The sequence below is a fragment of the Actinospica sp. genome, assembly GCF_035552695.1.
Taxonomy (GTDB): Bacteria; Actinomycetota; Actinomycetes; order Streptomycetales; family Catenulisporaceae; genus Actinospica.
The window spans coordinates 1-24097 of sequence record NZ_DASZKT010000125.1; the positions used below are offsets into that span (position 1 = coordinate 1).

24 protein-coding genes are annotated in these 24097 nt (G+C 69.9%); 17 read left to right on the forward strand and 7 right to left on the reverse strand.

All coding sequences use genetic code 11. From position 1 onward, the window contains the following. The coding region (locus tag VG296_RS15640) for a D-alanyl-D-alanine carboxypeptidase family protein (protein ID WP_325566449.1) at positions 1 to 1196 on the reverse strand (1196 nt) is incomplete at its 3' end. Between the two features lie 279 nt (positions 1197 to 1475). On the opposite strand from VG296_RS15640, the gene VG296_RS15645 reads away from it, so the two are divergent. Both VG296_RS15645 and VG296_RS15650 read left to right on the forward strand, forming a co-directional pair. Then, the gene (locus VG296_RS15645) at positions 1476 to 2918 is read left to right on the forward strand and encodes an amino acid permease (RefSeq protein WP_349259572.1); all 1443 of its coding nucleotides are present in this window, start codon (positions 1476 to 1478) and stop codon (positions 2916 to 2918) included. A gap of 20 nt (positions 2919 to 2938) precedes the next feature. Then, positions 2939 to 3688: a pirin family protein gene (locus VG296_RS15650; RefSeq protein ID WP_325566451.1), complete on the forward strand. Its 750-nt coding sequence runs from the start codon at positions 2939 to 2941 to the stop codon at positions 3686 to 3688. Between the two features lie 59 nt (positions 3689 to 3747). On the opposite strand, the gene VG296_RS15655 is transcribed toward VG296_RS15650, so the two are convergent. Further along, entirely contained in the window at positions 3748 to 3936 is a 189-nt protein-coding gene (locus tag VG296_RS15655; RefSeq protein ID WP_325566452.1) for a hypothetical protein, read from the reverse strand. 207 nt (positions 3937 to 4143) lie between these two features. On the opposite strand from VG296_RS15655, the gene VG296_RS15660 reads away from it, so the two are divergent. The 3 genes from VG296_RS15660 to VG296_RS15670 all read left to right on the forward strand — a co-directional run bounded on the left by VG296_RS15660 (position 4144) and on the right by VG296_RS15670 (position 5857). Beyond that, positions 4144 to 4959, forward strand: a complete 816-nt coding sequence (locus VG296_RS15660; protein ID WP_325566453.1) for a trypsin-like serine peptidase — start codon at positions 4144 to 4146, stop codon at positions 4957 to 4959. A gap of 184 nt (positions 4960 to 5143) precedes the next feature. Next, positions 5144 to 5530: a hypothetical protein gene (locus VG296_RS15665; RefSeq protein WP_325566454.1), complete on the forward strand. Its 387-nt coding sequence runs from the start codon at positions 5144 to 5146 to the stop codon at positions 5528 to 5530. A 111-nt stretch (positions 5531 to 5641) separates the two neighbouring features. Continuing rightward, positions 5642 to 5857: a hypothetical protein gene (locus VG296_RS15670; RefSeq protein WP_325566455.1), complete on the forward strand. Its 216-nt coding sequence runs from the start codon at positions 5642 to 5644 to the stop codon at positions 5855 to 5857. Between the two features lie 102 nt (positions 5858 to 5959). Here VG296_RS15670 and VG296_RS15675 read toward each other — a convergent pair whose 3' ends face one another. Next, a complete protein-coding gene (locus tag VG296_RS15675; RefSeq protein WP_325566456.1) occupies positions 5960 to 7105 on the reverse strand; it encodes an ABC transporter permease in 1146 nt (381 codons plus the stop codon). Positions 7106 to 7257: 152 nt separating this feature from the next. On the opposite strand from VG296_RS15675, the gene VG296_RS15680 reads away from it, so the two are divergent. Further along, positions 7258 to 7929 (forward strand): TetR/AcrR family transcriptional regulator, encoded by a 672-nt coding sequence (locus tag VG296_RS15680; protein WP_325566457.1) that lies wholly within the window; start codon positions 7258 to 7260, stop codon positions 7927 to 7929. 16 nt (positions 7930 to 7945) lie between these two features. Here the strand turns inward: VG296_RS15680 and VG296_RS15685 are convergent, their stop codons facing one another. Together VG296_RS15685 and VG296_RS15690 are read right to left on the reverse strand one after the other, a co-directional pair. After that, entirely contained in the window at positions 7946 to 8929 is a 984-nt protein-coding gene (locus VG296_RS15685) for an amidohydrolase family protein (RefSeq protein WP_325566458.1), read from the reverse strand. 129 nt (positions 8930 to 9058) lie between these two features. Next, on the reverse strand, positions 9059 to 9571 hold the full coding sequence (locus VG296_RS15690; RefSeq protein ID WP_325566459.1) for an Lrp/AsnC family transcriptional regulator: 513 nt from the start codon (positions 9569 to 9571) through the stop codon (positions 9059 to 9061). A gap of 145 nt (positions 9572 to 9716) precedes the next feature. Between VG296_RS15690 and VG296_RS15695 the strand changes: the two genes are divergently transcribed. Continuing rightward, the gene (locus VG296_RS15695; RefSeq protein ID WP_325566460.1) at positions 9717 to 11162 is read left to right on the forward strand and encodes an aldehyde dehydrogenase family protein; all 1446 of its coding nucleotides are present in this window, start codon (positions 9717 to 9719) and stop codon (positions 11160 to 11162) included. 60 nt (positions 11163 to 11222) lie between these two features. Here the strand turns inward: VG296_RS15695 and VG296_RS15700 are convergent, their stop codons facing one another. Continuing rightward, complete coding sequence (locus VG296_RS15700; protein ID WP_325566461.1) at positions 11223 to 12482, reverse strand: alpha-hydroxy acid oxidase; 1260 nt, start codon at positions 12480 to 12482, stop codon at positions 11223 to 11225. A gap of 86 nt (positions 12483 to 12568) precedes the next feature. Beyond that, positions 12569 to 14194 (reverse strand): thiamine pyrophosphate-dependent enzyme, encoded by a 1626-nt coding sequence (locus VG296_RS15705; RefSeq protein WP_325566462.1) that lies wholly within the window; start codon positions 14192 to 14194, stop codon positions 12569 to 12571. Positions 14195 to 14454: 260 nt separating this feature from the next. On the opposite strand from VG296_RS15705, the gene VG296_RS15710 reads away from it, so the two are divergent. From VG296_RS15710 to VG296_RS15755, 10 genes are all read left to right on the forward strand, one after another. After that, on the forward strand, positions 14455 to 15222 hold the full coding sequence (locus VG296_RS15710; protein WP_325566463.1) for a YoaK family protein: 768 nt from the start codon (positions 14455 to 14457) through the stop codon (positions 15220 to 15222). 128 nt (positions 15223 to 15350) lie between these two features. After that, on the forward strand, positions 15351 to 16178 hold the full coding sequence (locus tag VG296_RS15715) for an HD domain-containing protein (protein ID WP_325566464.1): 828 nt from the start codon (positions 15351 to 15353) through the stop codon (positions 16176 to 16178). A gap of 70 nt (positions 16179 to 16248) precedes the next feature. Next, entirely contained in the window at positions 16249 to 17007 is a 759-nt protein-coding gene (locus VG296_RS15720) for an SDR family oxidoreductase (protein WP_325566465.1), read from the forward strand. An 81-nt stretch (positions 17008 to 17088) separates the two neighbouring features. Next, entirely contained in the window at positions 17089 to 17805 is a 717-nt protein-coding gene (locus VG296_RS15725) for an RraA family protein (RefSeq protein WP_325566466.1), read from the forward strand. After that, positions 17802 to 18476 carry an RraA family protein gene (locus tag VG296_RS15730; RefSeq protein WP_325566467.1) on the forward strand — a complete coding sequence of 225 codons (675 nt, stop codon included), beginning with the start codon at positions 17802 to 17804 and terminating at the stop codon, positions 18474 to 18476. Before VG296_RS15725 ends, VG296_RS15730 begins: the two co-directional genes overlap by 4 nt. A gap of 110 nt (positions 18477 to 18586) precedes the next feature. After that, complete coding sequence (locus tag VG296_RS15735; RefSeq protein WP_325566468.1) at positions 18587 to 19267, forward strand: GntR family transcriptional regulator; 681 nt, start codon at positions 18587 to 18589, stop codon at positions 19265 to 19267. Positions 19268 to 19424: 157 nt separating this feature from the next. Then, positions 19425 to 20699 carry an FAD/NAD(P)-binding oxidoreductase gene (locus VG296_RS15740; RefSeq protein ID WP_325566469.1) on the forward strand — a complete coding sequence of 425 codons (1275 nt, stop codon included), beginning with the start codon at positions 19425 to 19427 and terminating at the stop codon, positions 20697 to 20699. After that, complete coding sequence (locus tag VG296_RS15745; protein WP_325566470.1) at positions 20681 to 21673, forward strand: hypothetical protein; 993 nt, start codon at positions 20681 to 20683, stop codon at positions 21671 to 21673. The genes VG296_RS15740 and VG296_RS15745 overlap by 19 nt, the downstream gene beginning before the upstream one ends. A gap of 25 nt (positions 21674 to 21698) precedes the next feature. After that, positions 21699 to 22721 carry an amidohydrolase family protein gene (locus VG296_RS15750; RefSeq protein WP_325566471.1) on the forward strand — a complete coding sequence of 341 codons (1023 nt, stop codon included), beginning with the start codon at positions 21699 to 21701 and terminating at the stop codon, positions 22719 to 22721. Between the two features lie 44 nt (positions 22722 to 22765). Continuing rightward, entirely contained in the window at positions 22766 to 24082 is a 1317-nt protein-coding gene (locus VG296_RS15755; protein ID WP_325566472.1) for a Rieske 2Fe-2S domain-containing protein, read from the forward strand. Positions 24083 to 24097 lie beyond the last annotated feature (15 nt).

Below are 24097 nucleotides of genomic sequence, written 5' to 3' on the forward strand. Positions count from 1 at the left end.
CACACCCCCCGCGCCCCGGCCACCGTCCCCGGCGTCAGTGTGCTGTTCACGCTCAGGACGTGCTCCGGCGAGACGGAGACCTTGTACTTGAGCGACGGCCAGCCGACTACGTCGATGTCGGTCGCGGAGGTGAGTGCGACGTCGGCGTGGCCGCGCTGGCGGAGGACGGCGACTGTCGAGCCGGAGTGGGCGACCGTCGTGACGACGAGGGCGCCTTCGGCCGCCTCGATGAGGGACTTCGAGGCGGTCTCGGCGTTCTTCAGGATGGTCCAGGGCAGGCCGGGCTGACCGAGCACGGCGCCGACCAGCGTCACCGGGAGCGCGTCGACCGTCGTGTGCACGGCGAACAGCAGGCAGCCGCCGGCCGCTGTGGTCGAGCCGGTCTTGATGCCGACGTCGCCGTCGAGGCCGAGCAGGTGGTTCGTGTTGGTGACGACGCCTGCCGCGGGCACGCGCGCCGACCGCAGGCTCACGATCCCGGCGAGCGTCGCGTTCTGCAGCACCCGCTCGCCGAGTTTCACCTGGTCGACGGCGGTGCTCTTACTGTTGGCGTCGATCCCGGCGGGGTCCGCGTACGTGGTGTGGTCCATGCCCAGCGCGCGGGCCCGCGCGTTCATCCGGGCGACGAACGAATGGACCGAGCCCGCGTCCCAGGCGGCGAGCAGCCTGGCCATGTTCCCGGCGGACGGCAGCAGCATCCCCTCGAGCGCCTGACGCAGCGTCAACTGCTCGCCGACCTGGATCAGGATGCCGGACTCGTCGCCGTCGATGCTGCGTGAGGCGTCGAACAGCGGCTTGGTGACCTGGATCGTCGGGCCGTCGTCCCTCGCGCCCAGCAGCGGGTGGTCGCGCAGCACCTGAAAGGCCGTCATGGTCTTGGTGACGCTCGCGATCGGCGTCGGACTGTTCGCCGGCCCGGAGGATCCAAGCTCGCCGACGCCCTCGACGTCGACGTACGCCTGCCCCTGCGCGGGCCACGGCAGCACCGGAGCGGTGCCGGCCACGGTGAACGTCCCGGCGATCCGCTGGTCGAGCCGGACCGGCGCCCAGTACGCGCCGCGCGCCCAGAGCACGCCGGCGGCGGAGAGCGCGATCAGCAGCACAAGGGTGCTCAGCGTCGTGAGCAGGCGGGCGACGCGGGAGCGCCGCCTGTTCCGGGCCGGTCGGAGCGAGGCTTCGATCTTGGTGTCCACCACGATCCCGGGTTTGCCCCGACTTATGAGAATCGAACCAACTGATTGACCCGAATGAGTATCACCGTCAAAATACTGGGACGCACTGTGATCATCGCATAACCCGAAGAAGGGCACCGCATGTCACAGATCCAGGACCCGTCCCACCAATCCGACCCGGCTGCCTTCGGCCCAACCGCCTCCGACTCGGCCACCTCCACTCCCACTCTCTCCAATCCCGCCGTCTCCGACGACGACGCCGAACTGCACCGGCTCGGCTATCCGCGCAAGCTGGCCCGGCGGATGAGCGCCTTCGACAACTTCGGCGTGAGCTTCACGATCATCAGCATCCTGTCGGGCTGCCTGACGCTCTATTACTTCGGCATGGCCAACGGCGGCCCGGCCGTGATCACCTGGGGCTGGGTGGCGGTCGGCGGGATGACAATGCTCGTCGGGCTCGCGATGGGCGAGGTCTGCTCGGCCTTCCCAACCTCCGGCGCGCTCTACTTCTACAGTGCCAAACTGGCGAAACGGCACGGTCCGCTGGCCTCTTGGTACACCGGTTGGCTCAACGCGCTGGGCCAAATGGCGGTCACCGCAGGCATCGACTACGGCGCGGCCACCTTCATCGGCGCGTACGCGGCGCTGCAGTGGAACTTCGTGCCGACGCAGCACTCCGTACTCGGCATCTACGCGGTCGTACTCGTCGTGCACGGCTTGCTCAACACCTTCGGCGTACGCCTGGTCGCCCTGCTCAACCGGGTATCGGTCTGGTGGCACCTGATCGGCGTGCTGGTCATCGTCGGCGTGCTCACCTTCAAGCCCGCACACCACCAGTCCGCGCGCTTCGTGTTCACCACGTTCGTCAACCACAGCGGCTTCGGCTTCGCCGGGTCCGGTCTCTACGTCGCGGCGATCGGTCTGCTGATGGCCGGTTACACGTTCACCGGTTACGACGCGTCCGCGCACATGACCGAGGAGACCGCGTCGGCATCGATCGCCGCGCCTCGGGGCATCGTGCGCGCGATCTACGTGTCCTGGATCGCCGGCTTCGTGCTGCTGGTCGGGATCACGTTCGCGATCCAGAACTACTCGACGGAGGCGAGCGCATCGGTGCCCCCGGCGCAGATCTTCGTGGACGCGATCGGCCTGACCGGCGGCAAGCTGCTGCTGCTCATCGCGATCGTGGCGCAACTGTTCTGCGGCATGTCGAGCGTCACCGCGAACTCCCGGATGCTGTTCGCGTTCTCCCGCGACCGCGCGCTGCCCGGCTCCCGCCTCTGGTACAAGGTCAATCCGCGCACCAAGACGCCGACGAACGCGGTGTGGCTCGCCGTCGTGGGCGCCTTCGTGCTGGCCATGCCCTCATGGTGGAACTCGACCGCGTACGGCGCGGTGACCTCGATCGCGACCATCGGCCTGTATCTCGCCTACATCATTCCCGTCTACCTGCGGCTGCGGCAGGGCGATAACTTCCAGCGCGGCCCCTGGCACCTCGGCCGCTGGTCGGCACCGGTCGGCTGGCTGGCCGTGGCCTGGGTCGCGTTCATGTCGATCATGTTCCTGCTGCCGCAGGTGTCCCCGCTCACCGCGCACACCTTCAACTACGCCCCGCTCGCCCTCGCGGTGGTGCTGGTCGGCGCGGCGGTCTGGTGGTTCGCCACCGCGCGCGGCCGGTACACCGGGCCCGTCTCGTACGGCTCGCCGGAGGAGCTGGCGGCGATGGAACAGGAGGCCGGCTCGTAGGCCGTGGTTAGGCTGGAGTCATGACGACCACCGTGCAGCGCGCCGAGGACCGGTTCACGACGAGGACGGATTGGCTGGACTCCCACCACTCGTTCTCGTTCGGGCGCCATTACGAGGTGTCCAACACGCACTTCGGCCTGCTGCTGGTGAACAACGACGACATCGTCACCCCGGGCGCCGGCTTCGAGACGCATCCGCACCGGGACATGGAGATCGTCACCTGGGTGCTGCGCGGCCGGCTCGTACATCAGGACTCTGAGGGACACAGCGGCGTGATCTACCCCGGGCTCGCGCAGCGGATGAGCGCGGGCCGCGGGATCATGCACTCGGAGAAGAACGACGCGTGGCGGCTGACCGGCGGCCCCGAGCACGACGAGCCGGTGCGCTTCGTGCAGATGTGGGTGACGCCGGACGAGGCCCGGATCGATCCCGGCTACGAGCAGCTGGAGATCGCCGACGAACTGCTGAGCGGCGGCCTCGTCACGGTGGCCTCCGGCCGCGCCGGGCAGCTGGACCAGTCGGCGATCCGGATCAACCAGAAGGACGCGACGCTGCACGCGGCGCGGCTGGCCCCGGGCGCGAGCGTGGCCCTGCCCACCGCGCCGTTCGCGCACCTGTACGTGCCGATCGGCTCGGTGGTCCTTGAGGGATCCGGGGAGCTGCGCGCGGGCGACGCGGCGCGGATCACGGACGCCGAGGGGCAGCGGGTGACCGCCGGCCCGGCCGGGGCCGAGATCCTCGTCTGGGAGATGCACGCCACACCGCGCTGAACCTGAATAAGAATTACTTCAGATTCGGCTCAGAATTGTCGCGGAAATGAGCCGCCGAGCTACCGTGCGTGCGCACTGAGTTCGAGTTCGGCGAGATCCACCCCGTGTTCCTCGGCGATCTCCACGAGGTAGCCCATCCGCTGGCTGTACGCCTTGATCGCGCCCGGCTCATCCTCCGCCTGGGCTTCCTGCAGGGCCCGGTACGCCTCCGCCACCTGCTCGCGAAGCTCGTTCTCGAACTCGCTCATGCGTTCACCTCGCCGACCGCAATTTTCTTGTCCAGGATCAGGATTCCCCGCGCCTCTGACATCAAGCTGAGGATTGGGCGAGAATTTCTGATTTTCCGCGCGCCGCGGAAGTGAACCTCGAACCCTTGAACGAGGGGCTCTTCGCGGTAAGACTACGTCTGGACTGCTGCCGTCCGCCGCCCCCATGGAGGTACGCATACCGTGCCCATGCGCATACCCACGGATATCAAGGCTTTCCTGCGCGCACGACACCCCCTGAAGATCCTCGCCGCCTGCACCGCCCTCGCCGTCGCCGGACCGGTCGCCGTCGCCCAGGCCGCCGCGTCCTCGGCGAACTCCGGCCCGACGGTCCACTTCCCCGGCCTCCCCCAGGTCGGCGCCCTGTTCGGTTCGGCCGACTACACCGGCTCCTCGGCCAGCCACTTCTGCACGGCCACCGTGATCGACAGCCCCGCCGGCGACCTCGTGCTCACCGCCGCGCACTGCGTCTGGGACGCGTCGACGGGCACGTACACGCACAGTTCGATCACCTTCGCGCCGGGCTACGACAACGGCCTGAACAGCCACCTCGGCGGCGCTTGGACCGTCGCGCAGATCGACGTCCCGGCCGGCTACAAGGCCGACGGCGATCCCGTGGACGACTACGCGTTGCTCGAGATCGTCCCGCAGCACGGCCTGAGCATCGAGCGGGTGACCGGCGGCCTGCGACTGGCCACGACCCGGCTGCCCGAGCAGGTCGCCGTCGTCGGCTACAACGACCTCGTCTACGACGTCAGCGGCAACGAGCCGATCATCTGCCGCGCCACCGCCTTCGAGGAGACCGACGCCGGCGAGCCCTGGTCCCGCTTCAACTGCGACAACTACCAGGACGGCACCAGCGGCGGCCCGTGGATCACCCGCGGCGGCGACGTGGTCGGCGTCATCGGCGGCTACGAGCAGGGCGGCGACTCCCCGAACTGGTCGTACTCCACGATCTTCAACCAGGCGACGATCGATTTCTACCGGTCCGTCGCGTGGTCGTGACTAGGCGAGGGTCGTTCTAGGCGAGCGTCGTCCTAGGCGGTGATCGCCCGCAGCGACTGCTCCTCACGGCCGACGACGGCGCGCCCGTCGTCGGCCGTGAGGATCGGGCGAACCGGGTACTCGGCGTATAGTGGGACAGGGTTCGCATCATCGCGTGAGCGGACGAGGCTGGGGGTGGGGGAACATGCGTCGGCGCACCACCGGCCTTCTCCTCGCCCTGATTCTCCTCGTCGCGGCCGTCCCCGCGGTCCTCGAGTGCTGCTTCCACGCGCCCGACAGAGACGCGCACGCCGAGGCCGGCCGCGCCGCCGTCGTGCAGCTCCTCTCCACGCCGTCGGCTCCTTCGACCCGCGGCTGCGTCGACCAGGCCGGGCCCACCCAGAACCCGTACATCGAGACGGCTTCTGGCAGCGGAGGCGGCACTTCCGCCGCGAGCCGTAGCGCCGAGGCCACGATCGACGACGACGCGGCCCTCTCCGCCGCGATCGCGTACTACTCCCGCCACTCCGCCCTCGCCGCGGACAGCACGGGCCCGCCCTTATGGCTGAGTACCTGCGTTAGCCGCACCTGACCGGCCGTCAGGCCGCGGTCCTCATCACGAAACCCTCCGCCGCGGTCTCGCACGCCCGGAATCAGCCATCGCAGCCAGCGCATAAGCCGAGAGCGGAGCCCTCAGAACACCATGAAGACCTTCAGCACGGACGGACGCGTCCCCCTCGGCGTCGTCCTGGCCGACGACGGCGAACCCGCGCCGGCGCCGTCGTCGCCGGATCCCGCCGACATCGAGACCGCCGACAAGGACGAGGCGCTGGCCGCGTATGCGCAGTGCCGCACCGTCACCCTCCCCGGCCGCGAACCCCTCGACCTCGAGGCGATCAGCGACCTATGGCTCGATTGACCCGCATGCGGCCCGATCCCGGCCGCGGCCCACGAGCGCCGCGGTCGGGGTCAGGTCGGGTCGGCGCTGAGCAGGCCGCAGAGACCACGGCCTGACCACGGCCTACAGAACCGGCGCGGGCACCCTGGCCTGGCGACGGCCCGAGACGCGGTCGAGGACGTACTGCAGCGCAAGGCAGCCGACCACCCAGGTCGCCAGCGTGAGCAACGCGTTGGCCAGGTCCGCGTCATGGAAGTACGCGGCGCCGCGCAGGCCGCGCACCGCGGCGGCCGGGGGCAGGATCTGCGCCAGCGGGGAGAGCCAGCCGGGCAGGAAGGTCGCGGGGAGGATGCCGCCGGAGGTCGCGTTGCCGAGGATGAGCATCACGATCGAGGCGACGGATACGCCGAGCGGTCCGAAGATCCGGAGCAGCACGCCGGTTCCCGCGGCCGCCGCCCACGCGAGTAGTCCGACCAGGAGGGCGACCATGCCGAACGAAGCCGGAATCGCGCCGAATCCCGTGTGCGCGATCAGTGCGATCAGCACTCCTGACATGATCGCGAAGACTGCCATCGAGATCATCCGCGCGGTCAGCGGCAGGCGCGGGGCCATCTGATAGGACGCCATCGCGAACAGGAAACCGGCGAGCACGACGCCGAACGCGGCATAGAACACCGACAGGCCGCGCGCGTCACCCGAGGCCAGCGGCAGCACGTCCTCGACAGGGACCTGATGGCCCACCGCGCCGGTGACCGCTCCGGTCAGCGCGGAGACCGTGGACGGCCCCTGCGCGCCGGCGACCAGCAGGCGCATGCCGGAACTGTCGTCCAGCAGGACGGCCGGGACCTCGTCGTGCGCGATGGCCTGACGGGCAGCGGCTTCGTCGGCGTAGCGGTAGAAGGTGAAGGCCGAGGGGGCCATGTTGTTCAGGGACAGCTCCGTCTTCGCCGCCACCGTATCCGGCGCCGCGATCCCCAGCGGCTCGTGGCGCGCGCTGGGCGCGTGGAACGCGGCCAGGTAGACGGCGACGAATATCGTGCCGATCGCCAGCGCGCTGATCACCGGAATGAGCATCGCCTTCCGGATCCCGGCGGACGCCGCGAGTACGGGGGCTGTGATGTGCCGCTCGGTGTCGTCCAGGCCGGGGGTTCGGGCGTGCGACGGATGCGCCGGATGCTGATGGCCCGGTGCCCAACTCAGCCCCGCGGCCGGCTGGCCGCTCTCCAGGTCTGGCGGCGTCGAGGAATCGAGCGCTGTCTCCTGCTGCATGGCTAAGGCCCTCCGGACGCTGGCGTGTGGAGCCGGTCGCCGCCCACCCTAACACTAAGCGCAGAAAATCCTTCACTTAGCTTCTCGGCGGCCCGGGCCTGCCGTAGGCTCAGCCTTGTCCGCCGGCCGACGCAGCCAGGGAAGGAAGGCCTGTGAGCACCGCCACGCCGCACCAGGCAGAGGCACCACGGCTGCGGGCCGACGCCGCGCGCAACCGCGCGCAGATCCTGGCCGCCGCCCGCGCGGCCTTCCGGGAGTTGGGCACCGCCGCGCCGCTGGACGAGATCGCCCGCCGCGCCGGTGTGAACATCGCGACGCTCTACCGGCGCTTCCCCGACCGCGATGCCCTGGTCAGACAGGTGATCGTGGACGGCCACCACGTGGTCCTCGAAGCCGCCCGACGCGCACTCGAGACGGCGCCGACCGACGGCCTGGCCGCCATCGAGCAGCTTCTGATGGACGTGATCGCCGAGCGCGACACGCTCGTCCTCCCGCTGATCGGCGGCCCCACCACCGACGACGCCGAGGCCGTCGAACTGCAGTATCGGAACGCGGCGCGCATCGAGCAGATTCTGAGCATCGGCCGTGCCCAGGGCACGATCCGCGACGACGCCACCGCCGTCGACGTCATCGCCGGCGGCGCGATGGCCTGCCGCCCGATGCCCCACATCCCCGCCGACCAGGCCGCCGCGATCGCCGCCCGCCACGTGCGCTTCTTCGTAGACGGCCTGCGCCCCGCCCCGGGCCGCCCGCTCCCCGCCGCGTCTCCCACCGCCGACGAACTCTTCGCCAGCCTCCGCCCCGCGCAGACCCCGCCCGACTGATCAGCCCGCCCGATGATCAGAGGCGGAAGATCTTCTCCGCGGTGCCGCCGAGGATCGCGGAGCGCGCCGATTCCGGTGCGGTGCCGACGATCTCGATGATCTCCTCCATCCGCCCGTTCTTGTGCGGGTAGTCCGATCCGTACAGCACATGGTCCGAACCCATGACGTCGAGGGTCGTGCGCAGCGCCTCGGGCGAATAGACGATCGAATCGACGTAGATCTGCTCGGCGTAGCTGCTGGGCAGCCGGTCGATCGCGGCCCGGCACGACTCGAACGACCGATACCCCGCGTCCAGCCGGCTCAGCACGAACGGCAGATATCCGCCCGCGTGCCCGCCGACGATCGTCAGATTCCGGTAGCGGTCGAAGAATCCGTCCATGATCATCCGGGACAGCGCGAGGGTGGTGTCGAAAGTGAATCCCACACTCCACACCAGGTGGTACCGGCTGATATCCATCTGCTCCACCCCGGCGGGCGAGGTGGGATGCACCAGCACCGGCAGCGCCCGGCGATCGATCTCCGCCCATACCGGCGCGAACGCCGGATCGGTCAGCGAGACCCCGTCGATATTGGCCAGCACCATCACGCCCACCGCGCCCCGCTCGCACGCCCGCGCCAGCTCGGCCATCGCGAGGTCGGGATACTGCCAGGGAATCGTCGCCAGGAACCGGATCCGGTCCGGGTACTCCGACTGCGCGGCGGCCATGTCGTCGTTGATCAACCGCGCGGCCGCCGCACTCGCCTGCGCGTCGCCCCAGAACACGTTCGGACAGGTGAGCGACACGACGGCCAGATCGACCCCGGCAGCGTCCATGGCCGAGACGCGCAGGCCGTAATCGAACATGCCGGGCGTCAGGGTCACGAACGCGGTGTCCCCGGTGAAGATCGCCTCATCGCCCGCGGGAACCCGCCCGACCCGGTACTGCCCGGCGCTGCCGGTCACCAACGCGTCCAGAAAGCCCCGGCTGAGCATATGAGTGTGGATATCAATGATCGTCATCGCTGCCTCTCGTGCGGCAATCGGGGAACGCGCGCCGCGAGCACGCCAACGTACGATAAGCCTCCGGCGGCTAATGATACAAGGTTTGATTAATTGAATGGAATGCTGCCGCGGGCCGGCTCGCGGCGCTCACGAGGGCACGACGTACGGGCGGTTGACCAACTCGTCCAGGATCATCAGTGTCTGCGTGCTGCCGACGAAGTCGATGTCCTGAATCTGCTCGAGCAGCACCCGCCGCAACTCCTCGTGATCCTTGACGCGAAGCAGCACGAGCACATCGGTGTCCCCCGCCACCATCGCCGCGTACTCGACCGCGTCGATCGCCTCGAGCTGTTCCTTCCACCGCGTCCACCGCCGATGCCCCGGCTGCGCCGACTTCACCAGCACCAGCGCGCCCACCGGCGTGCCCGCCCGCATCGGATTCACCACCGCCGCGAATCCCCGCACCACATCCAGCTCGTGCAACCGGCGCAAACGCACGTATGCCGTGGCACGCGAGACGTGCACCGCGTCGGCCAGCTGCGGCACCGAAATCCGCCCATGGTCCCGCAGCACCGCCAGAATCCGCAGGTCGAGCTCGTCGAGCGCCGCTGGATGCCTGGGGTCCGAATCCGGGGTCTCGCTGTCGGATTGTCTCGTCATGACCGCTCTCCACTGCCGCTTGTGTCGTGTACAGCTGCCAGCGTAGACAAACCGGCGGGACTCGGGTGACGGTGGATCCCGGCCACACGCATGCCGAGAGGGCGCGGGATGGCGAATGGCCACAGACGCAGCCACGGAGGCACGCATGGACAAGGGACAGTTGCTCATCGGCGACAAATGGCGCGACGCCGCCTCGGGCGCGACGCTGACCACGGTGGATCCGGCCACCGGCCAGCCGCTCGCGACCGTCGCCGACGCGGGCCCCGACGACGTCGACGCCGCCGTCGCCGCGGCCCGCGACGCGCTGCACGACCCGCGCTGGGCGGGCATCACCCCCGCCGCCCGCGCCCGCCTGCTGTGGCGCATCGCCGATCTGCTCGAGCGCGACGCGAGCGCCTTCGCCGAACTGGAGACCCGGGACCAGGGCCAGCCCCTGCCGATCGCCCGCGCGGTCTCGGTCGCCGGAGCGGCCGAGCACTTCCGCTACTACGCGGGCTGGTCGACCAAGATCGACGGACGGGTGCCGGCGCACTCGGTGCCCGACGCGCTGAACTACACCCGCCGCGTCCCGGTCGGCGTCTGCGGACTGATCACCCCCTGGAACTTCCCGCTGCTCATCGCGGTCTGGAAACTCGCTCCGGCCCTGGCCTGCGGCAACACCGTCGTGCTCAAGCCCGCCGAGCAGACACCGCTGACCGCGCTGCGGCTGGCCCGCCTGTTCGCCGAGGCCGGATTCCCCCCGGGCGTGGTCAACGTGGTGACCGGCGGCCCGGACACCGGCCGCGCCCTGGTGCGCCACAACGGCGTGGACAAGCTGTCGTTCACCGGCTCGACCGAGGTAGGGCGCGACATCGTGCGCGCCGCCGGCGGGAACCTCGCGCGCCTTTCCCTCGAACTCGGCGGCAAGGCCGCCAGCGTCGTCGCCGCCGACGCCGACCTGGACATCGCGGTGCCCGCCAACCTGCGCAGCGGCATCCAGAACGCCGGACAGGTCTGCGCCGCCTCCTCCCGCTTCTACGTCGCGCGCCCGCGCTACGACGAATTCACCCAGCGGCTGGCCGCCGCGGCCGCGGCCGTGCGCCTGGGGCCCGGACTCGACGAGCGCACCCAGATGGGCCCGCTGGTCGGCGAGGAGCACCTCGCCCGCGTCGACGGATACGTGCGCGGCGGAATCTCCGAGGGCGCAACGGTTCTCGCCGGCGGCCGGCGCGCCGACGGCGAACTGGCCACCGGCAGTTTCTACCCGCCGACCATCGTCGCCGACGCCCGCGACGACATGCGCATCGCCCGCGAGGAGATCTTCGGCCCGGTGCTCACCGTCATGCCCTTCGACGACCTGGACGAGGTCGCCGCGCGGGTCAACGACTCCGACTACGGCCTGGCGGCCTCCGTGTGGACCCGCGACCTGGCCCTCGCGCACCGGCTCGCCGACCGCATCGACGCCGGCTGCGTGCGAGTCAACATCGTCGGCAGCATGGATCCCGCGGTCCCGTGGGGCGGGATGAAGGCCAGCGGCTGGGGCCGGGAGATGGGCGCGGAGGCCATCGACGAGTACACCGAGGTCAAGAGCGTCTGGATCGGGCTGCGGTAACTCGCCGCGCCACGGCCCTTCGACACCGGGCCGTGGCCGGCACCCGCATCGACACCGAAATCACGGAATCGGTTGCCCGGCAACGCCGATCGGCGCCCGCCTGCTCATCAACCGCACATGGCCAGGATGGAGTTCGTCCAGGGCGGCCACACCCAGGAATTTCATCGTGCGCTCGATCTCGGCTGAGAGGATCTCCACGCAGCGCGCCACCCCGGCCTCGCCCCCGGCCATGAGGCCGTACAAGAACGCGCGGCCGACGAGGGTGAAATCCGCGCCAAGCGCGATCGCCGCGACGATGTCCCCGCCGTTCATGATGCCGGTGTCCAGCACCACGGTCCCCCGATCACCCACGGCCGCGACGATATCCGGCAGCACGTGCAACGCCACCGGTCCCCGGTCCAACTGCCGCCCGCCGTGCGAGGACACCACCACCCCGTCCGCGCCGTGCTCCAGCGCGGCGAGCGCATCCTCGACGCTGGTGATCCCCTTGACCAGCACCGGGCCGTCCCACGCCTCGCGCAGCCAGGCCAGGTCCGCGAACGTCACACTCGGATCGGCCAATCGGCGCATGAGATCACCCAGCGACCCCCGGCCGGTGGTGTCGAAGGCGAAGCTGTACGGCTCGGTCGACAGGAAATCGAACCACCAGCGCCAGCGGTACGACGCGTCGAGGAACGTCTTCGCGGTCAGCCGGGGCGGGATCGTCATGCCGTTGCGCTGATCGCGCAGCCGGTTGCCGCTCACCGGCACATCGACGGTGACCAGCAGGGCTTCATACCCGGCGGCCTTGGCGTCGCGCACCAACTCGAGCGACAGCTCGCGGTCCTTCCACAGGTACAGCTGAAACCACTTGCGCGCCTTCGGCGCGATCGAGGCGATCTGCCCGATCGAGGCCGTGCCCACGGTCGACAGGCAGAACGGGATCCCGGCCCGCTCGGCCACCGCGACCACCGCCCGCTCGCCCGCCGAATGCATCATGCGGGTGAACCCGGTCGGTGCGAACCCGAACGGCAGCGCCGAAGGCTGCCCGAGCACCGTGGTCGTCATATCGCTGCGTGCCACGTCCCGCAGCACCCCGGGCCGGAAGTCCAGATCCGCGAACGCCTCCCGCGCCCGGCGCAGACTCACCTCGCCGTCCGAGCCACCGTCGGCGTAGTGGAACGGCCCGGCCGGAGTGCGGCGCCTGGCGATCCGCCGCAGATCCCACACATCGCGGGCCTTGGCCAGCCGCCGTTTCGTCGAATCACGCTCCCACGGCCCCGGTTTCATCAAGGGTGCGAAGTCCTTGGGCCGTGGAAAGCGGCGCTCGAGAGCCGTCATCGAAACTCCCTACTCTCGTGGTGAGCCGTCGGGGCGGGTCGCCGAATCCCGGGGCGCCCCGCGGTCGAATGTGTCGGTATGGCGGCCTATTGCGCGCCGTAGCTGGGTTCGGCAAGCAGATCCCACGGTGACGGGAATTCGCCCACCGGAACCTCGATCAGGAGCGGTTCGGCGTCGGCGCCGGCCTCCCGGATCACCCCGGACAGCTGTTCCGGCGTGGTGACCCTGATGCCGCGGATCCCGAAACTCGCCGCCAGAGCGAGAAAGTCGGGATTGACCAGGCGGGTGCCGATGGTGCGCCCGAACTCGTCCTGCTGAATCCGCCGCACATTGCCGAAGTACCCGTCGTTGAACACGATCGTGATCAACCCGATCCCGTACTTGCGGGCGGTGGACAGCTCCTGCAGGCTCCAGCCGAACCCGCCGTCGCCGGTGATCGACACCACCGGAACCTCCGGCCTGCCGACCTTCACCCCCAGCGCGGTGGGGAACCCGTAGCCCAGGGTGCCCTGATAGCCGGGCGTGATCCAGGTCCGCGGCTCGTACACCGGATACGCGAGCCGCGCGGCATACCCGATCTGGGTGAGCTCCTCCACGAACACTCCGTCATCGGGCAGCGCCTCGCGAATCGCGTTCAGCCACGTCCGCTGCGGGACGATCGCCGCGAGCTGTTCGGCGCACCCCGCCCGCACCCGCGCGACCGTACTCGCCCGCCGCGAGGGCCGGGTCCGGGCGGGCAGCGCATCGGCCAGCGCCTCGAGTGCCAGGCGCGCGTCGGCCAGAACGGCGATGTCCGGTTTGCGCGGGCCGCCGAGGTCGGCCGGGTCGGCGTTGACCAGGATGACCGTGGCGCCCGAGTCGGTCATCAGGGGCTTGCCGGTCAAGGTCATGAACCGGGTCCCCACCGCCAGCACCACGTCGGCCGCCGGCAGCACCTGGCGCCCGCCCAGCGCCGTCAGCGCCAGGGGATGCCGGTCGCTGATCGCACCCCGGCCGTTGCGGGTGGTCACCACCGGCGCGTCCAGGGTCTCGGCCAGCCGGGCCAGCGCCGGGCCCCCCGCACCGGCCACCACACCGCCACCGGCGATGATCACCGGATTCCGGGCGGCCGCCAGCACCTGTGCGACCTGCTCGACATCGTCCGGGTCCGGCAGCGCGAAGGCGGCCGGCTCGGGCTCGACCAGCGTGACGTCCGCGCGAGCGGCCAGCACATCCGGCGGAATCTCCAGGCCGACCGGACGCGGGCGCCCCGATCGCGCCTCGTGGAACGCCCGGCGCAGCAGGGCCGGGATCTCCTGCGGCGTGCGGGCCATCGCCGACCACTTGGTGAGTGAGGCCACCAGTTCGCTCTGTCCCGGGATCTCGTGCAGCATGCCGAACCCCCGGCCGATCGCGTGCGACGGGATCTGCCCGGCGATCAGCACCATCCGGCTCGAGCACGCGTAGGCGGTGGACAACGCCGCCCCGGCATTGAGCAGCCCAGGCCCCGGCACCACCATGCACACGCCGGGCTCACCGGTGGCCCGCGCGAAACCGTCCGCGAAATATCCCGCGCCCTGTTCGTGCCGAGGCGCGATGAGACGAATCTCGTCGCGCCGCTGGGCAAGTCCGTCCATCGCGTGATCGAGCTGGATTCCGGGAACACCGAACGCCGTCCGCACACCCTCGCGCGCCAACTGCGCGGCCAGGGCCTGGCCACCGGTCATCGTCATGGTCGCTTGCCACCTTCTGGTCTGTCACCGAGCCGCTGCGCAGCAGAACTGCAGCGTACGAGGTAAAGGCCGATCATCCAGCCTGCTCGGCGAGAGTCTGGACAAATCTGGGCCATTAGGCCCCTCAGCTGGATGCTCTGGTCGAGGCATCAGATCAATCGAGCAGATCTTCCGGAACGCGGAAGACGTCAAGCAAACCTACCTAGTAGCCTGGCGGCCAAGTCAACCATCCACCGGCGAGGAACGCCTGGAGAGAATCGATGACAACGACCAAGGCCGCACTGCCTGGACCCGACAATCCCGCGGAGCCAAGGGATACGACGCTCCCTCCGCGCGCGGCGGCGGGGAGCGGAACGCGGCCTGGCCACCTGCGCCTCGTCGTCGGTTTGCTCACGTTCGCCAGCGGGTGTGGCGACGTCGTGGCGCTCATGGCGCTGGGTGGCGCGTTCACCAGCGTCATCACCGGAAATCTGATCTTCGTCGGGCGCGCCGTCGGCACCAGGTCGCTCAGCCCCGCCCTGCACGCCGCCATCGCGGTGATCGGCTACATGGCCGGCGTGGCGATCGGAAGCATGCTGACACGCTTTCCGGGGCGCTCCGCACCGCCCACCGCGGCGGGATCCCGGCGGGCGACCACGATCTTCGTCGCCGAATGCTGCGTCCTCGTCGCCGTCAACGCGGTTTGGCTCGGCTACCACGCCGATCCGCCGACCGCCGTGCGCGACTCGCTGCTGACGGCGATGGCCGGAGCGCTCGGCATGCAGAGCGCGGCCGCCCGTGGTCTTGAGGGCGCTCCTTCGACGACGTACATGACCGGAGCGCTCACCAACCTGGTCATGGCGCTCGCGACAGGCAGGTGGCGGCAGGCCGACCCATCCGCCGCGATAGGCCTCGTGGCGCTCGTGGCGGGCGCGGCCTGCAGTGCGGCGATCGTCACGTATGCGCGTTCCGCAGCGCTCCTACCGCCCCTGGTCGCTCTCGCACTCGCGGTCGCCGTCAGGGCCCGTCACGCGCGGACACCTGATTGACGAAAGCTACCAGGTAGGTTACAGTCCAGCCACGGGCCGCGACGATGCTTTCAGGCCGTCGCGCCCGCGAGGAGGAGCCGCCGCTAGCCGGTGGCGCGGCAATCCGGACGTCGACGGGATGGCACGACATGACCGAATCCGACCCGACGCAGTATCCGTCTCAGCGGGTCCCCCTGAACGAGCTGCCAGCGTCGTTGCGGGAGTCCGGCCTGATCAACTGGCTCAGGGAACCCCTCACCGACGCCGTCGACCAGCGGCGGCGGCTGATGATGCCGCCGACCATCGGCCTCATGGGCACACCGGCCGCCGCGCACCGCGACACCTTGTCCGACGAACTCCGCCGCCCCGGCACGGTCGCCATGATGGGCGACAACCCCGACCTCCCGAAGATGCCCGAGCGGCCGACGCTCGCGGACTTCTTCCGGCTGCGCATCCACCGGAAGGACGTGCGGCACATGCTGCAGAGCGCGCGCCTCGCCCGGTTGAACGGCATGGACGAGAAAGTGATCATGGCGGCCCTGGTGCACGACATCGCGGTCGGGGGCCTCATTCGTGCCGACCACGGCTACTGGGGCGCACAGCTGGTCCGGCCGTACGTCGACGAGGAAGTGGCCTGGGCGATCGAGAAGCACGAGGCGCTGCGCTTCTTCGCCGACGAGTCGGTCGGCTACACCTATCCCGAGAATTACGTCAGGGTCTTCGGACCGGACTACCGCGTGCCCGAATACATCCAGCAGGAGTACGAGAACGCCCGCAAGCACCGCTGGTACATGACGTCCAGGCTGCTCACGATCAACGATTTCTACTCTTTCGACCCCAACACGGAAGTCGAGTTCGAGGAATTCGAGGACATCGTCGGCCGGAATTTCCGGCAGCCGGCGGAAGGCCTCGGATTCGACGGCTCCCCGGTGGCCCACATGTGGCGGACCATGATCTGGCCCAACAACTTCCTGTGACGGGCGATCGACCAGCGGGCGCACCGTTCCCGGCGACCGGCCATTCCATTCGAAACCGAGGTGAACACCCGTGGGCACAAGCCTGCAAGGAACCGTCGCGCTGGTCACCGGCGCATCCAGCGGGATCGGAGAGGCGACGGCGCGCGAACTCGCCATGCGAGGCGCCGCGGTCGCGGTCCTGGCACGGCGCACCGATCGGCTCAAGGCCTTGGCCGAGCGGATCGAGCAGGCGGGGGGCACGGCCGTGGTGATCGAGGCCGACGTCACGGATCCCGAGCAGGTGCACGCCGCCGTCGAGCGGACCGTGCAGACCTGGGGACGCCTCGACATCCTGATCAACAACGCCGGCGTCGCCCGGCCGAAGTCGATCGCGGACGCCACGGTCGAGGATCTGGAGTTCGTCGTGCGCGTCAACCTGCTCGGCTCGCTGTACTGCGCGCACGCCGCGCTGCCGCACCTTCTGCGGGCTGCGGAGACCGCGGAGCGCAAAGTGGCGGACCTGGTCAACATCAGTTCGCTGTCGGGGCGCAACTACCGCAAGGGATCGTCGGTCTACACCGCGACCAAGCACGCGGTCAACGCGTACAGCGAGTGCCTGCGCAAGGAGGTCGCGAGCAGCAACGTGCGGGTGTCGGTGGTGGAACCGGCGAGGGTGGAAACCGAACTGTTCCCGCCCGAGGTCTGGAACAGCCACCGGACGACGGACCAGGACGCCACCCCGCCCCTGCGACCCGAGGATGTCGCCGACGCCATCGGCTACGCCGTGAGCCGCCCCGCTCATGTCGCGCTGAGCGATCTCCTGATCCGCCCCGCCCGCTTGGAACGCTGACCGGTGCCGGCCGGCCTGGAACCGCCGATCCGGAACCCGATCCTATAGACTATACGGATCGGGTTCTATAAAGTACACACTATGGAACAGCGGATCATTGGTGCCGATGTCACTGCCCGCCTGTCACAGCTGGACACCTGCACACTCTCCGACGCACTCGACGCTCTCGGGCTGACGGGGGTCGCCGTCGGCCCGGTGCCCCTGTGGGAGGGCGCCCGCCTGGCCGGGCCGGCGGTGACGGTCAAGCTCGCGCCGGGCGCCCCGGATGACGGCCTTCGCCGCACGCACCTCGGAGCACGGGCCATCGACCGGGCGCGGCCCGGCAGTGTCATCGTGGTGGACAACGGCGGCCGGACCGAGATGGGCGGTTGGGGCGGCCTTTTGTCGCTCGCCGCGAGCCGCAACGGCGTCGCGGGCGTCGTGCTGGACGGAGCCTGCCGCGACGTGGACGAGGCGCGCGCACTGGGCTTTCCCGTGTTCGCGCGGTGCGCGGTCGCCCGCACGGCCCGCCGCCGGGTGTACGAGGAGTCGACCGGCGAACCGGTGCATATCGCGGGGATCCCGGTCGGTGAGGGCGATCTCGTGGTGGCGGACGGCAGCGGCGTGGTGGTTCTACCGCAGTCGCGTGTCCTCGACGTGCTCGCCGAAGCCGAACTGCTCGCGGCTCGGGAACAGGAGATGTCCGCGCGCCTGAAGGCCGGTGCGCCGGTGGGCGCGGTTCTCGGCCATGGCTACGAATCGATGATCGGCAACAGTCCTGCCGATGAGGCGTCTTCTGTGGTGAGGGGCACGCGATGACGAACCGCACGACGGGATCGGGCGGACCCGACGAGCGGGTGGCGGAGCGCATTCGTCAGGCCGCCTCCCTGGGAACGGCGACGCTTCACGAGGCCGCCGGAGGAGTGGGCGCTCTGCCGTCCGGCATTCGCCGCCTGACACCGGGGCTGGCACTGGCCGGGCGGGCCGTCACCGTGGCCGGCCCGCCTTCCGACAACCTGTGGCTGCACCGCGCGGTGTACGCCGCGGGCCCCGGTGACGTGCTGGTGGCCTCGACGGGAAACGACTACGAGGCCGGGTACTGGGGCGAGGTGCTGTCCAACGCCGCCCGGGTCCGCGGGCTGTCCGGCCTGGTGATCGACGGGTGCGTACGGGACAGCGAGCAGCTGACCCGGATCGGAGTACCCGTTTTCGGACGGGGGTTCTGCATCCGCGGCACCAGCAAGCTCGCCGACGGCGAAGGAAGCATCAACGAGCCGCTGCCGCTGGGTGATGTCGTCGTTCGGCCGGGCGACCTCGTCGTGGGGGACGGCGACGGTGTGGTGGTCCTGCCGTTCGAACGCCTCGACGACGTCGTCGACCGCTCGGTCGCGCGCCAGCGGCACGAGGTCGAGATCATCTCGGCGCTCGAGGCGGGGGCGACGACGCTGGCGCTCTATGATCTCCCGTCTGGAGCATATTCTGCTCGCTGACCGCGTGCCGGGTGCGGCCCCGTCGTCCCGGTGCCTTCTCGTCCGTTAGGTGGAGCGCCCACAGTGAACGTCCGCACCGAACACCCAGTCGCCACCGTCGGTCCCGGCCGATGAGCGAGATCTCTCGCAGCCGTTTCTCCGCAGCCTCCGCGACGCCCATTCGCCCGGAGACCAAGAGCGACCTGGCCTACCAGCAGATTCGGCAGAAGATCCTGGAGGGTGAGCTCGCGCCGGAGACGTCGCTCGACCAGGAGGCGCTCGCGGAGTGGCTGGGGCTGTCCACGACGCCCGTCCGCGAGGCACTGCGCAGGCTCCAGTCCGAGCGGCTGGTCGTGAGCCGCGCCCATCGGGACACGGTGGTCGCTCCCCTGTCCGTGGACTCGGTCGAGCAGGTGTACGCCGTACGGCTCGCCCTTGATCCGCTCGCCGCGTCCATGGCGGCCGCGCACGCCGACGACGGCGAGCGGGCGGGGATCCTCGCTCTGTCGCAGGACCGTCCGGCCGGCACCGACGCCTTGAGCCACGTGTCGTTCAACCGCCGCCTGCACCGCGCCATCTACGCGGCGAGCGGGAACACCGTGCTGATCGAGATCCTGGATTCGCTGTGGGATCTGAGCGACCGCTACCGGATGGTCATCTCCAAGGACGTCGCGGCCGTCGAGATGGCGCAGGACGAGCACCACGCCATCGCCGCGGCGGTCGTGGACGGCGATCCGGAGCGGGCTGCCGACCTCATGCGCGACCATCTCGCCGCGTCGCTCGACCTGATCCGCTCTACCGTCCCCGGCTGAGGGCATCGGCCCGGAAGTCCGTCGCAGCCCCCGGAGAATGTGCGGTCTCCGGGGGCTGACCGCTGTCACGGCCGACTGCGCCCGCTCCTTCGGAACCCCTCTTGTCCCCTTTCGGGATGCACTATAGGCTATAGGAAGCCAAGAGACGGGAGCCTCGATGACGAGAGAGCAGTACCAGCGCGTCGTCGTCGTCGGCGCCTCGCTGGCGGGAGTCCGCGGCGCGGAGACTCTGCGCCGTTCCGGCTTCACCGGCCGTATCACGCTGGTCGGGGCCGAGGCCCACTTCCCTCCTTACGACCGCCCGCCCCTTTCCAAGCAGATCCTCGCCGAGTGCTGGCAGCCCGAGGCCGGCCTGCTGAGGGTCGATGACGGCCTGGACGCCGAACTCGTCCTCGGCCGGTCCGCCGTCGGTCTGGACCTGGCACGAAAGGCGGTTCTGCTGGACGGGGACGAGTTGCCGTTCGACGGCCTGTTCGTGGCCACCGGCGCCACCGCCCGCAACCCGTGGACGCGCTGGACACCCGAGCGGGGCGTGCACACGCTGCGCAGCCTCGACGACTGCCTGCGCCTCAGGGACGCGCTGCGCGGCGCCGCCCGGGTCGCGATCGTCGGCGCCGGATTCATCGGGTGCGAGGTGGCCGGCACGTGCCGTGACCTGGGCCTGGACGTCACCCTCATCGACACCCTCAACTGGCCGATGCTGCGCGCGGTGGGGCCGGAGATGGGCGAGGTCCTCGCCGCGTTCCACCGCGAACGCGGCGTGCGGCTCGCCCTCGGACGCTCGGTCGCCGCGCTCGTCGGACCCGGCTTCGTCGAAGGCGTCCAGCTGGACGGGGACGAACTGGTCGAGGCCGACGTGGTCGTGGTCGCGACCGGCGCGGCACCGGAAACGCGGTGGCTGGAGGCCTCCGGGCTCGAACTCGCCGACGGCGTGATGTGCGACGCGAGGGGCTTCGCCCTCGGCACCGACACGGTCGTCGCGGCCGGCGACGTCGCGCGGTGGACGCACCCGATGACCGGCACCGGCCTGCGCGTGGAGCACTGGACGAACGCGGTCGGGCAGGCGCAGGTGGCGGCCCGGAACCTGGCCGCCCGGCTGGCGGGTGCCGAGCCCGTCGAGTCGTATGCCACCGTGCCCTACTTCTGGTCCGATCAGCATGACCGGAAGCTGCAGTACATCGGCTTCGGCGGTAGCGGCGCCGACGGGACGCGGGTCGCGGTCGAACTGGGCGCCGTCGAGGACGGCAGGTTCGTCACGACGTACCACCGCGACGGCCGGCTGGTCGGCGCGTTGTGCGTGAACTGGCCCGCTCAAGTGCCCAGGTACAGAAGGCGCATCGTGGCCGATTGGGAGGCCGCCGGCAGCGCGGCGCGCACAGCGTCTCATCCTATTGAGAAGGCGAGGCATGGGACATGGCAGACATCGTCATAGGTCTGGCCTCCTCGCATTCACCGCAGCTCAGCTCCGGGGTCGAATGGTGGGAGGACCACGCCGAGCGTGATCGGGGGAATCCGGCGCTGCTCGGAAAGGACGGCGAGTTCCACACGTACCAGCAGTTACTCGCCGGTGCCGACCCGTCAGTGCTGGACGAACTGACCCCCGAGGTATGGCAGGCCAAACACGACCGTGTCCAGGCGGCGGTGGAGGAACTGGCCCGGCGGCTGACGAAGGCACGGGTGGACGTGCTGCTCGTCGTCGGGGACGACCAGCGGGAGATCTTCCGCGACGAGGGGATCCCCGTCTTCGGCTTCTTCCTCGGGGACGAACTCATCGACGTGGCGCCGGACGCCGAGCATCGCAAGAAGATCGCCAAGGGCATCCAGGCGGCGTACTGGGCGCGGCACGGCGAGCGGCCGACGGCGCACGCGACGAGCGCGGCACTGACCCGGCACATCGTCGAAGTGTTGACGGACGCCGACTTCGACGTCCTCACCTTCACGAAACAGGGTCGCGACACCACGCTCGGGCACGCGTTCACCTTCCCGCGCTACCGGCTCGCGGTGCCGCCCACCACCCCCATCATCCCCGTCTTCCTCAACACGTATATCCCGCCGAACGTCCCGTCCGCAGAACGCTGCTACCGGCTGGGCCAGGTCATCGCGCGGGCGGTGCGGTCGTGGCCCGAGGACCTCAGGGTGGGAGTCGTCGCGTCCGGCGGGCTCAGCCACTTCGTCGTCGACGAGGTTCTGGACCGGCGGGTGCTGGACGCCCTGGTCTCCGGCGAGCCGGAGCCGCTCACCACGCTGCCGCGCAGGCTCATGCGATCCGGAACCTCGGAGATCCTCAACTGGGTCGCCGCGGCCGGCGCCTTGGAGGGACTGCGCGCCTCCGTCGTCGACTATGTGCCGGGCTACCGTTCGCCGGCCGGGACAGGTACCGGAATGGCGTTTGTCCACTGGGCATGACGTCACCAGAAGGAGATCGAACCCCATGTATGACAACTTTCCCGTGCTGGACGTCCACGGCCATGTGTCCGTGCCGCCTTCGGCGAATGTCCTCGTCCTGCGGATGATGGCGACCAACACCGCGATCGGCAGCCCGATCGGGCAGTCGGCGGCGGGCCCCGCCCAGGTGACCGAGGAGGAGTTCCGCGCCGCGGCGCGCAAGCACATCGAGGTCCTGGACGAGCGGAACATCGACGTGCAGGTGATCGGCCCGCGGCCGTTCATGAACCTGGGCTGGATGGAGGAGCACCTGCTCCCCGCCTGGGCTTCCTACGTCAATGACATGATCCACCAGCAGTGCGGGTTCTTCCCCGAGCGGTTCCTCGGCGCCGCCCAGCTCCCGCAGAACAGCGCGGCCGGGGACACCACGCACTGCCTGGACGAGCTGAACCGCTGTGTCGACGAGTACGGCTTCGTCGCCGCCTACGTCAGCCCCGACCCCGCGGGCAGGCGGACCACTCCCGGCATGCACGAGCCGTACTGGTACCCGCTGTACGAGCGGGCCCAGGAGCTGGGCATACCGCTGATCGTGCACGGCACCAACTCGCTGGACCCGAGGTTCCGGGTGGTGCCGCACAACTACCAGCTGGGCTTCGTCACCGAGCAGTACCTGGCCGGCCAGTTCCTCGCGCACGGCGACGTCTTCGAACGGTTCCCCGGCCTCAAGGTGATCCTCTGCCACTGCGGCGGCGCCCTGGACCGCTTCATCGCCACCGACACCCGGCACATCGCGCAGAAGGACCTCAGCAACAACCTGTTCTACGACACCTGCGCCTACGACGTGCACTTCCTGGAGGCGGCGATCAAGCAACGGGGGGTGGCACAGCTGCTGTTCGGCACGGAGGCGCCCGGCTCCGGCAACGCGATCCGCCCCGAGACCGGAAGGCCCAGCGACGACCTGGTGCCGGTCATCGACGGCTTCGAGTTCCTCTCCAGGGAGGACAAGATCAAGATCTTCCACACCAACCCCGCCACGGTGATCCCGGCCCTGGCCAAGATCAGCCGCTAACCGCGATCCGAGACTGGCTCCCGGACGCCTGAAGGAGGAACACCATGCTCAGCGCGGCGGACAACGAACTGCTGACGAGGACGGGGCCGGGAACTCCCATGGGAGAGCTCCTGCGCCGGTTCTGGGTGCCGGCCCTGCTGACCGAGGAGGTGGCGGAGCCGCAGTGCGCCCCGGTGCGCCTGACCATCATGGGAGAGAGCCTGGTTGTGTGGCGGGACGCGGACGGACGGCTAGGCGCGCTGGAGGAGCACTGCGCCCACCGCCAGGCCTCGCTGTACTTCGGCCGCAACGAGAGCCGTGAGTCCAGGGACGGGAACTGCGGTCTGCGCTGCGTCTACCACGGCTGGAAGTACGACATCGAGGGCCGCTGCATCGACATGCCGAACGAGCCCGCTCAGAGCCGGTTCAAGGAGCACATACGGATCAAGTCCTACCCGGTGGCCGAGCGCGGCGACGTCGTCTGGCTCTACCTCGGGCCGGGCGGGTCCATTCCCCCGCTGCCCGACCTGGAATGGGCGGTCGTCCCGCAGAGCCGGCGTTTCGTGTCCAAGCGGCTGCAGTACAGCAACTTCGTCCAGGCGATCGACGGCGGCATCGACTCCAGCCACGTGTCGTTCCTGCACTCCGACGCCAGACTGTGGAACCCCGACTGGACGGGCGCCAAGAACAGCACCCGCGACCGCCTGGCCGACGACGGCGCACCGAAGTTCTTCGTCGAGCCGACCGAGTACGGGATGCTCATCGGCGCCCGCCGCAACACCGGCGACGGCCGGCACTACTGGCGCATCACGCAGTGGCTGATGCCGTGGTACAACATCGTTCCCCGGGATGGCGACGGGCCGATCAGCGCACACGCCTGGGTGCCGATCGACGACGAGAACTGCTGGGCCTGGAGCATCAGCTACAACCCCGACAAGCCGCTGACCAAGGAGCAGACCGACCACTACCGGAGCGGCGGGAGCATCCACGCGGAGGCGACCCCGGGAACGTACGTGCCGACCCGCAACGCCGGTAACGACTACCTGATCGACCGGACGCTGCAGAGGACCGTGTCGTTCTCCGGCATTCACGGCATCGCCATGCAGGACGTGGCCATGCAGGAGAGCATGGGCCGGATCGTCGACCGCGCCAAGGAGCACCTCGGCAGCTCCGACGCCGCCGTGATCGCCGCGCGCAGGCGGCTGCTCGCCGAGGCCCGGGCGCTGGCCGAGGCCGGGCAGGATGCCACTGTGTCCGGCCTCGATCCGCTCCAGCAGCGGGTCCGCTCGGCGAGCATGATCCTTCCGGCGGAGGTGTCCTGGGTGGACGCCACCGCCGAGAGCAGGAAGGCCTCGGAGCAGCACTACCAGTATTCGTCCTAGCACGAATGAAGGCGT

Bases quoted from the DNA above. Each gene is read 5' to 3' on its own strand.
- VG296_RS15645 (WP_349259572.1), top strand. From the start codon at position 1,476: ATGAGCGCCTTCGACAACTTCGGCGTGAGCTTCACGATCATCAGCATC.
- VG296_RS15650 (WP_325566451.1), top strand. From the start codon at position 2,939: ATGACGACCACCGTGCAGCGCGCCGAGGACCGGTTCACGACGAGGACG.
- VG296_RS15655 (WP_325566452.1), bottom strand. From the start codon at position 3,936: ATGAGCGAGTTCGAGAACGAGCTTCGCGAGCAGGTGGCGGAGGCGTAC.
- VG296_RS15660 (WP_325566453.1), top strand. From the start codon at position 4,144: ATGCGCATACCCACGGATATCAAGGCTTTCCTGCGCGCACGACACCCC.
- VG296_RS15665 (WP_325566454.1), top strand. From the start codon at position 5,144: ATGCGTCGGCGCACCACCGGCCTTCTCCTCGCCCTGATTCTCCTCGTC.
- VG296_RS15670 (WP_325566455.1), top strand. From the start codon at position 5,642: ATGAAGACCTTCAGCACGGACGGACGCGTCCCCCTCGGCGTCGTCCTG.
- VG296_RS15675 (WP_325566456.1), bottom strand. From the start codon at position 7,105: ATGCAGCAGGAGACAGCGCTCGATTCCTCGACGCCGCCAGACCTGGAG.
- VG296_RS15685 (WP_325566458.1), bottom strand. From the start codon at position 8,929: ATGACGATCATTGATATCCACACTCATATGCTCAGCCGGGGCTTTCTG.
- VG296_RS15690 (WP_325566459.1), bottom strand. From the start codon at position 9,571: ATGACGAGACAATCCGACAGCGAGACCCCGGATTCGGACCCCAGGCAT.
- VG296_RS15695 (WP_325566460.1), top strand. From the start codon at position 9,717: ATGGACAAGGGACAGTTGCTCATCGGCGACAAATGGCGCGACGCCGCC.
- VG296_RS15700 (WP_325566461.1), bottom strand. From the start codon at position 12,482: ATGACGGCTCTCGAGCGCCGCTTTCCACGGCCCAAGGACTTCGCACCC.
- VG296_RS15705 (WP_325566462.1), bottom strand. From the start codon at position 14,194: ATGACGATGACCGGTGGCCAGGCCCTGGCCGCGCAGTTGGCGCGCGAG.
- VG296_RS15710 (WP_325566463.1), top strand. From the start codon at position 14,455: ATGACAACGACCAAGGCCGCACTGCCTGGACCCGACAATCCCGCGGAG.
- VG296_RS15715 (WP_325566464.1), top strand. From the start codon at position 15,351: ATGACCGAATCCGACCCGACGCAGTATCCGTCTCAGCGGGTCCCCCTG.
- VG296_RS15725 (WP_325566466.1), top strand. From the start codon at position 17,089: ATGGAACAGCGGATCATTGGTGCCGATGTCACTGCCCGCCTGTCACAG.
- VG296_RS15730 (WP_325566467.1), top strand. From the start codon at position 17,802: ATGACGAACCGCACGACGGGATCGGGCGGACCCGACGAGCGGGTGGCG.
- VG296_RS15735 (WP_325566468.1), top strand. From the start codon at position 18,587: ATGAGCGAGATCTCTCGCAGCCGTTTCTCCGCAGCCTCCGCGACGCCC.
- VG296_RS15740 (WP_325566469.1), top strand. From the start codon at position 19,425: ATGACGAGAGAGCAGTACCAGCGCGTCGTCGTCGTCGGCGCCTCGCTG.
- VG296_RS15745 (WP_325566470.1), top strand. From the start codon at position 20,681: ATGGCAGACATCGTCATAGGTCTGGCCTCCTCGCATTCACCGCAGCTC.
- VG296_RS15750 (WP_325566471.1), top strand. From the start codon at position 21,699: ATGTATGACAACTTTCCCGTGCTGGACGTCCACGGCCATGTGTCCGTG.
- VG296_RS15755 (WP_325566472.1), top strand. From the start codon at position 22,766: ATGCTCAGCGCGGCGGACAACGAACTGCTGACGAGGACGGGGCCGGGA.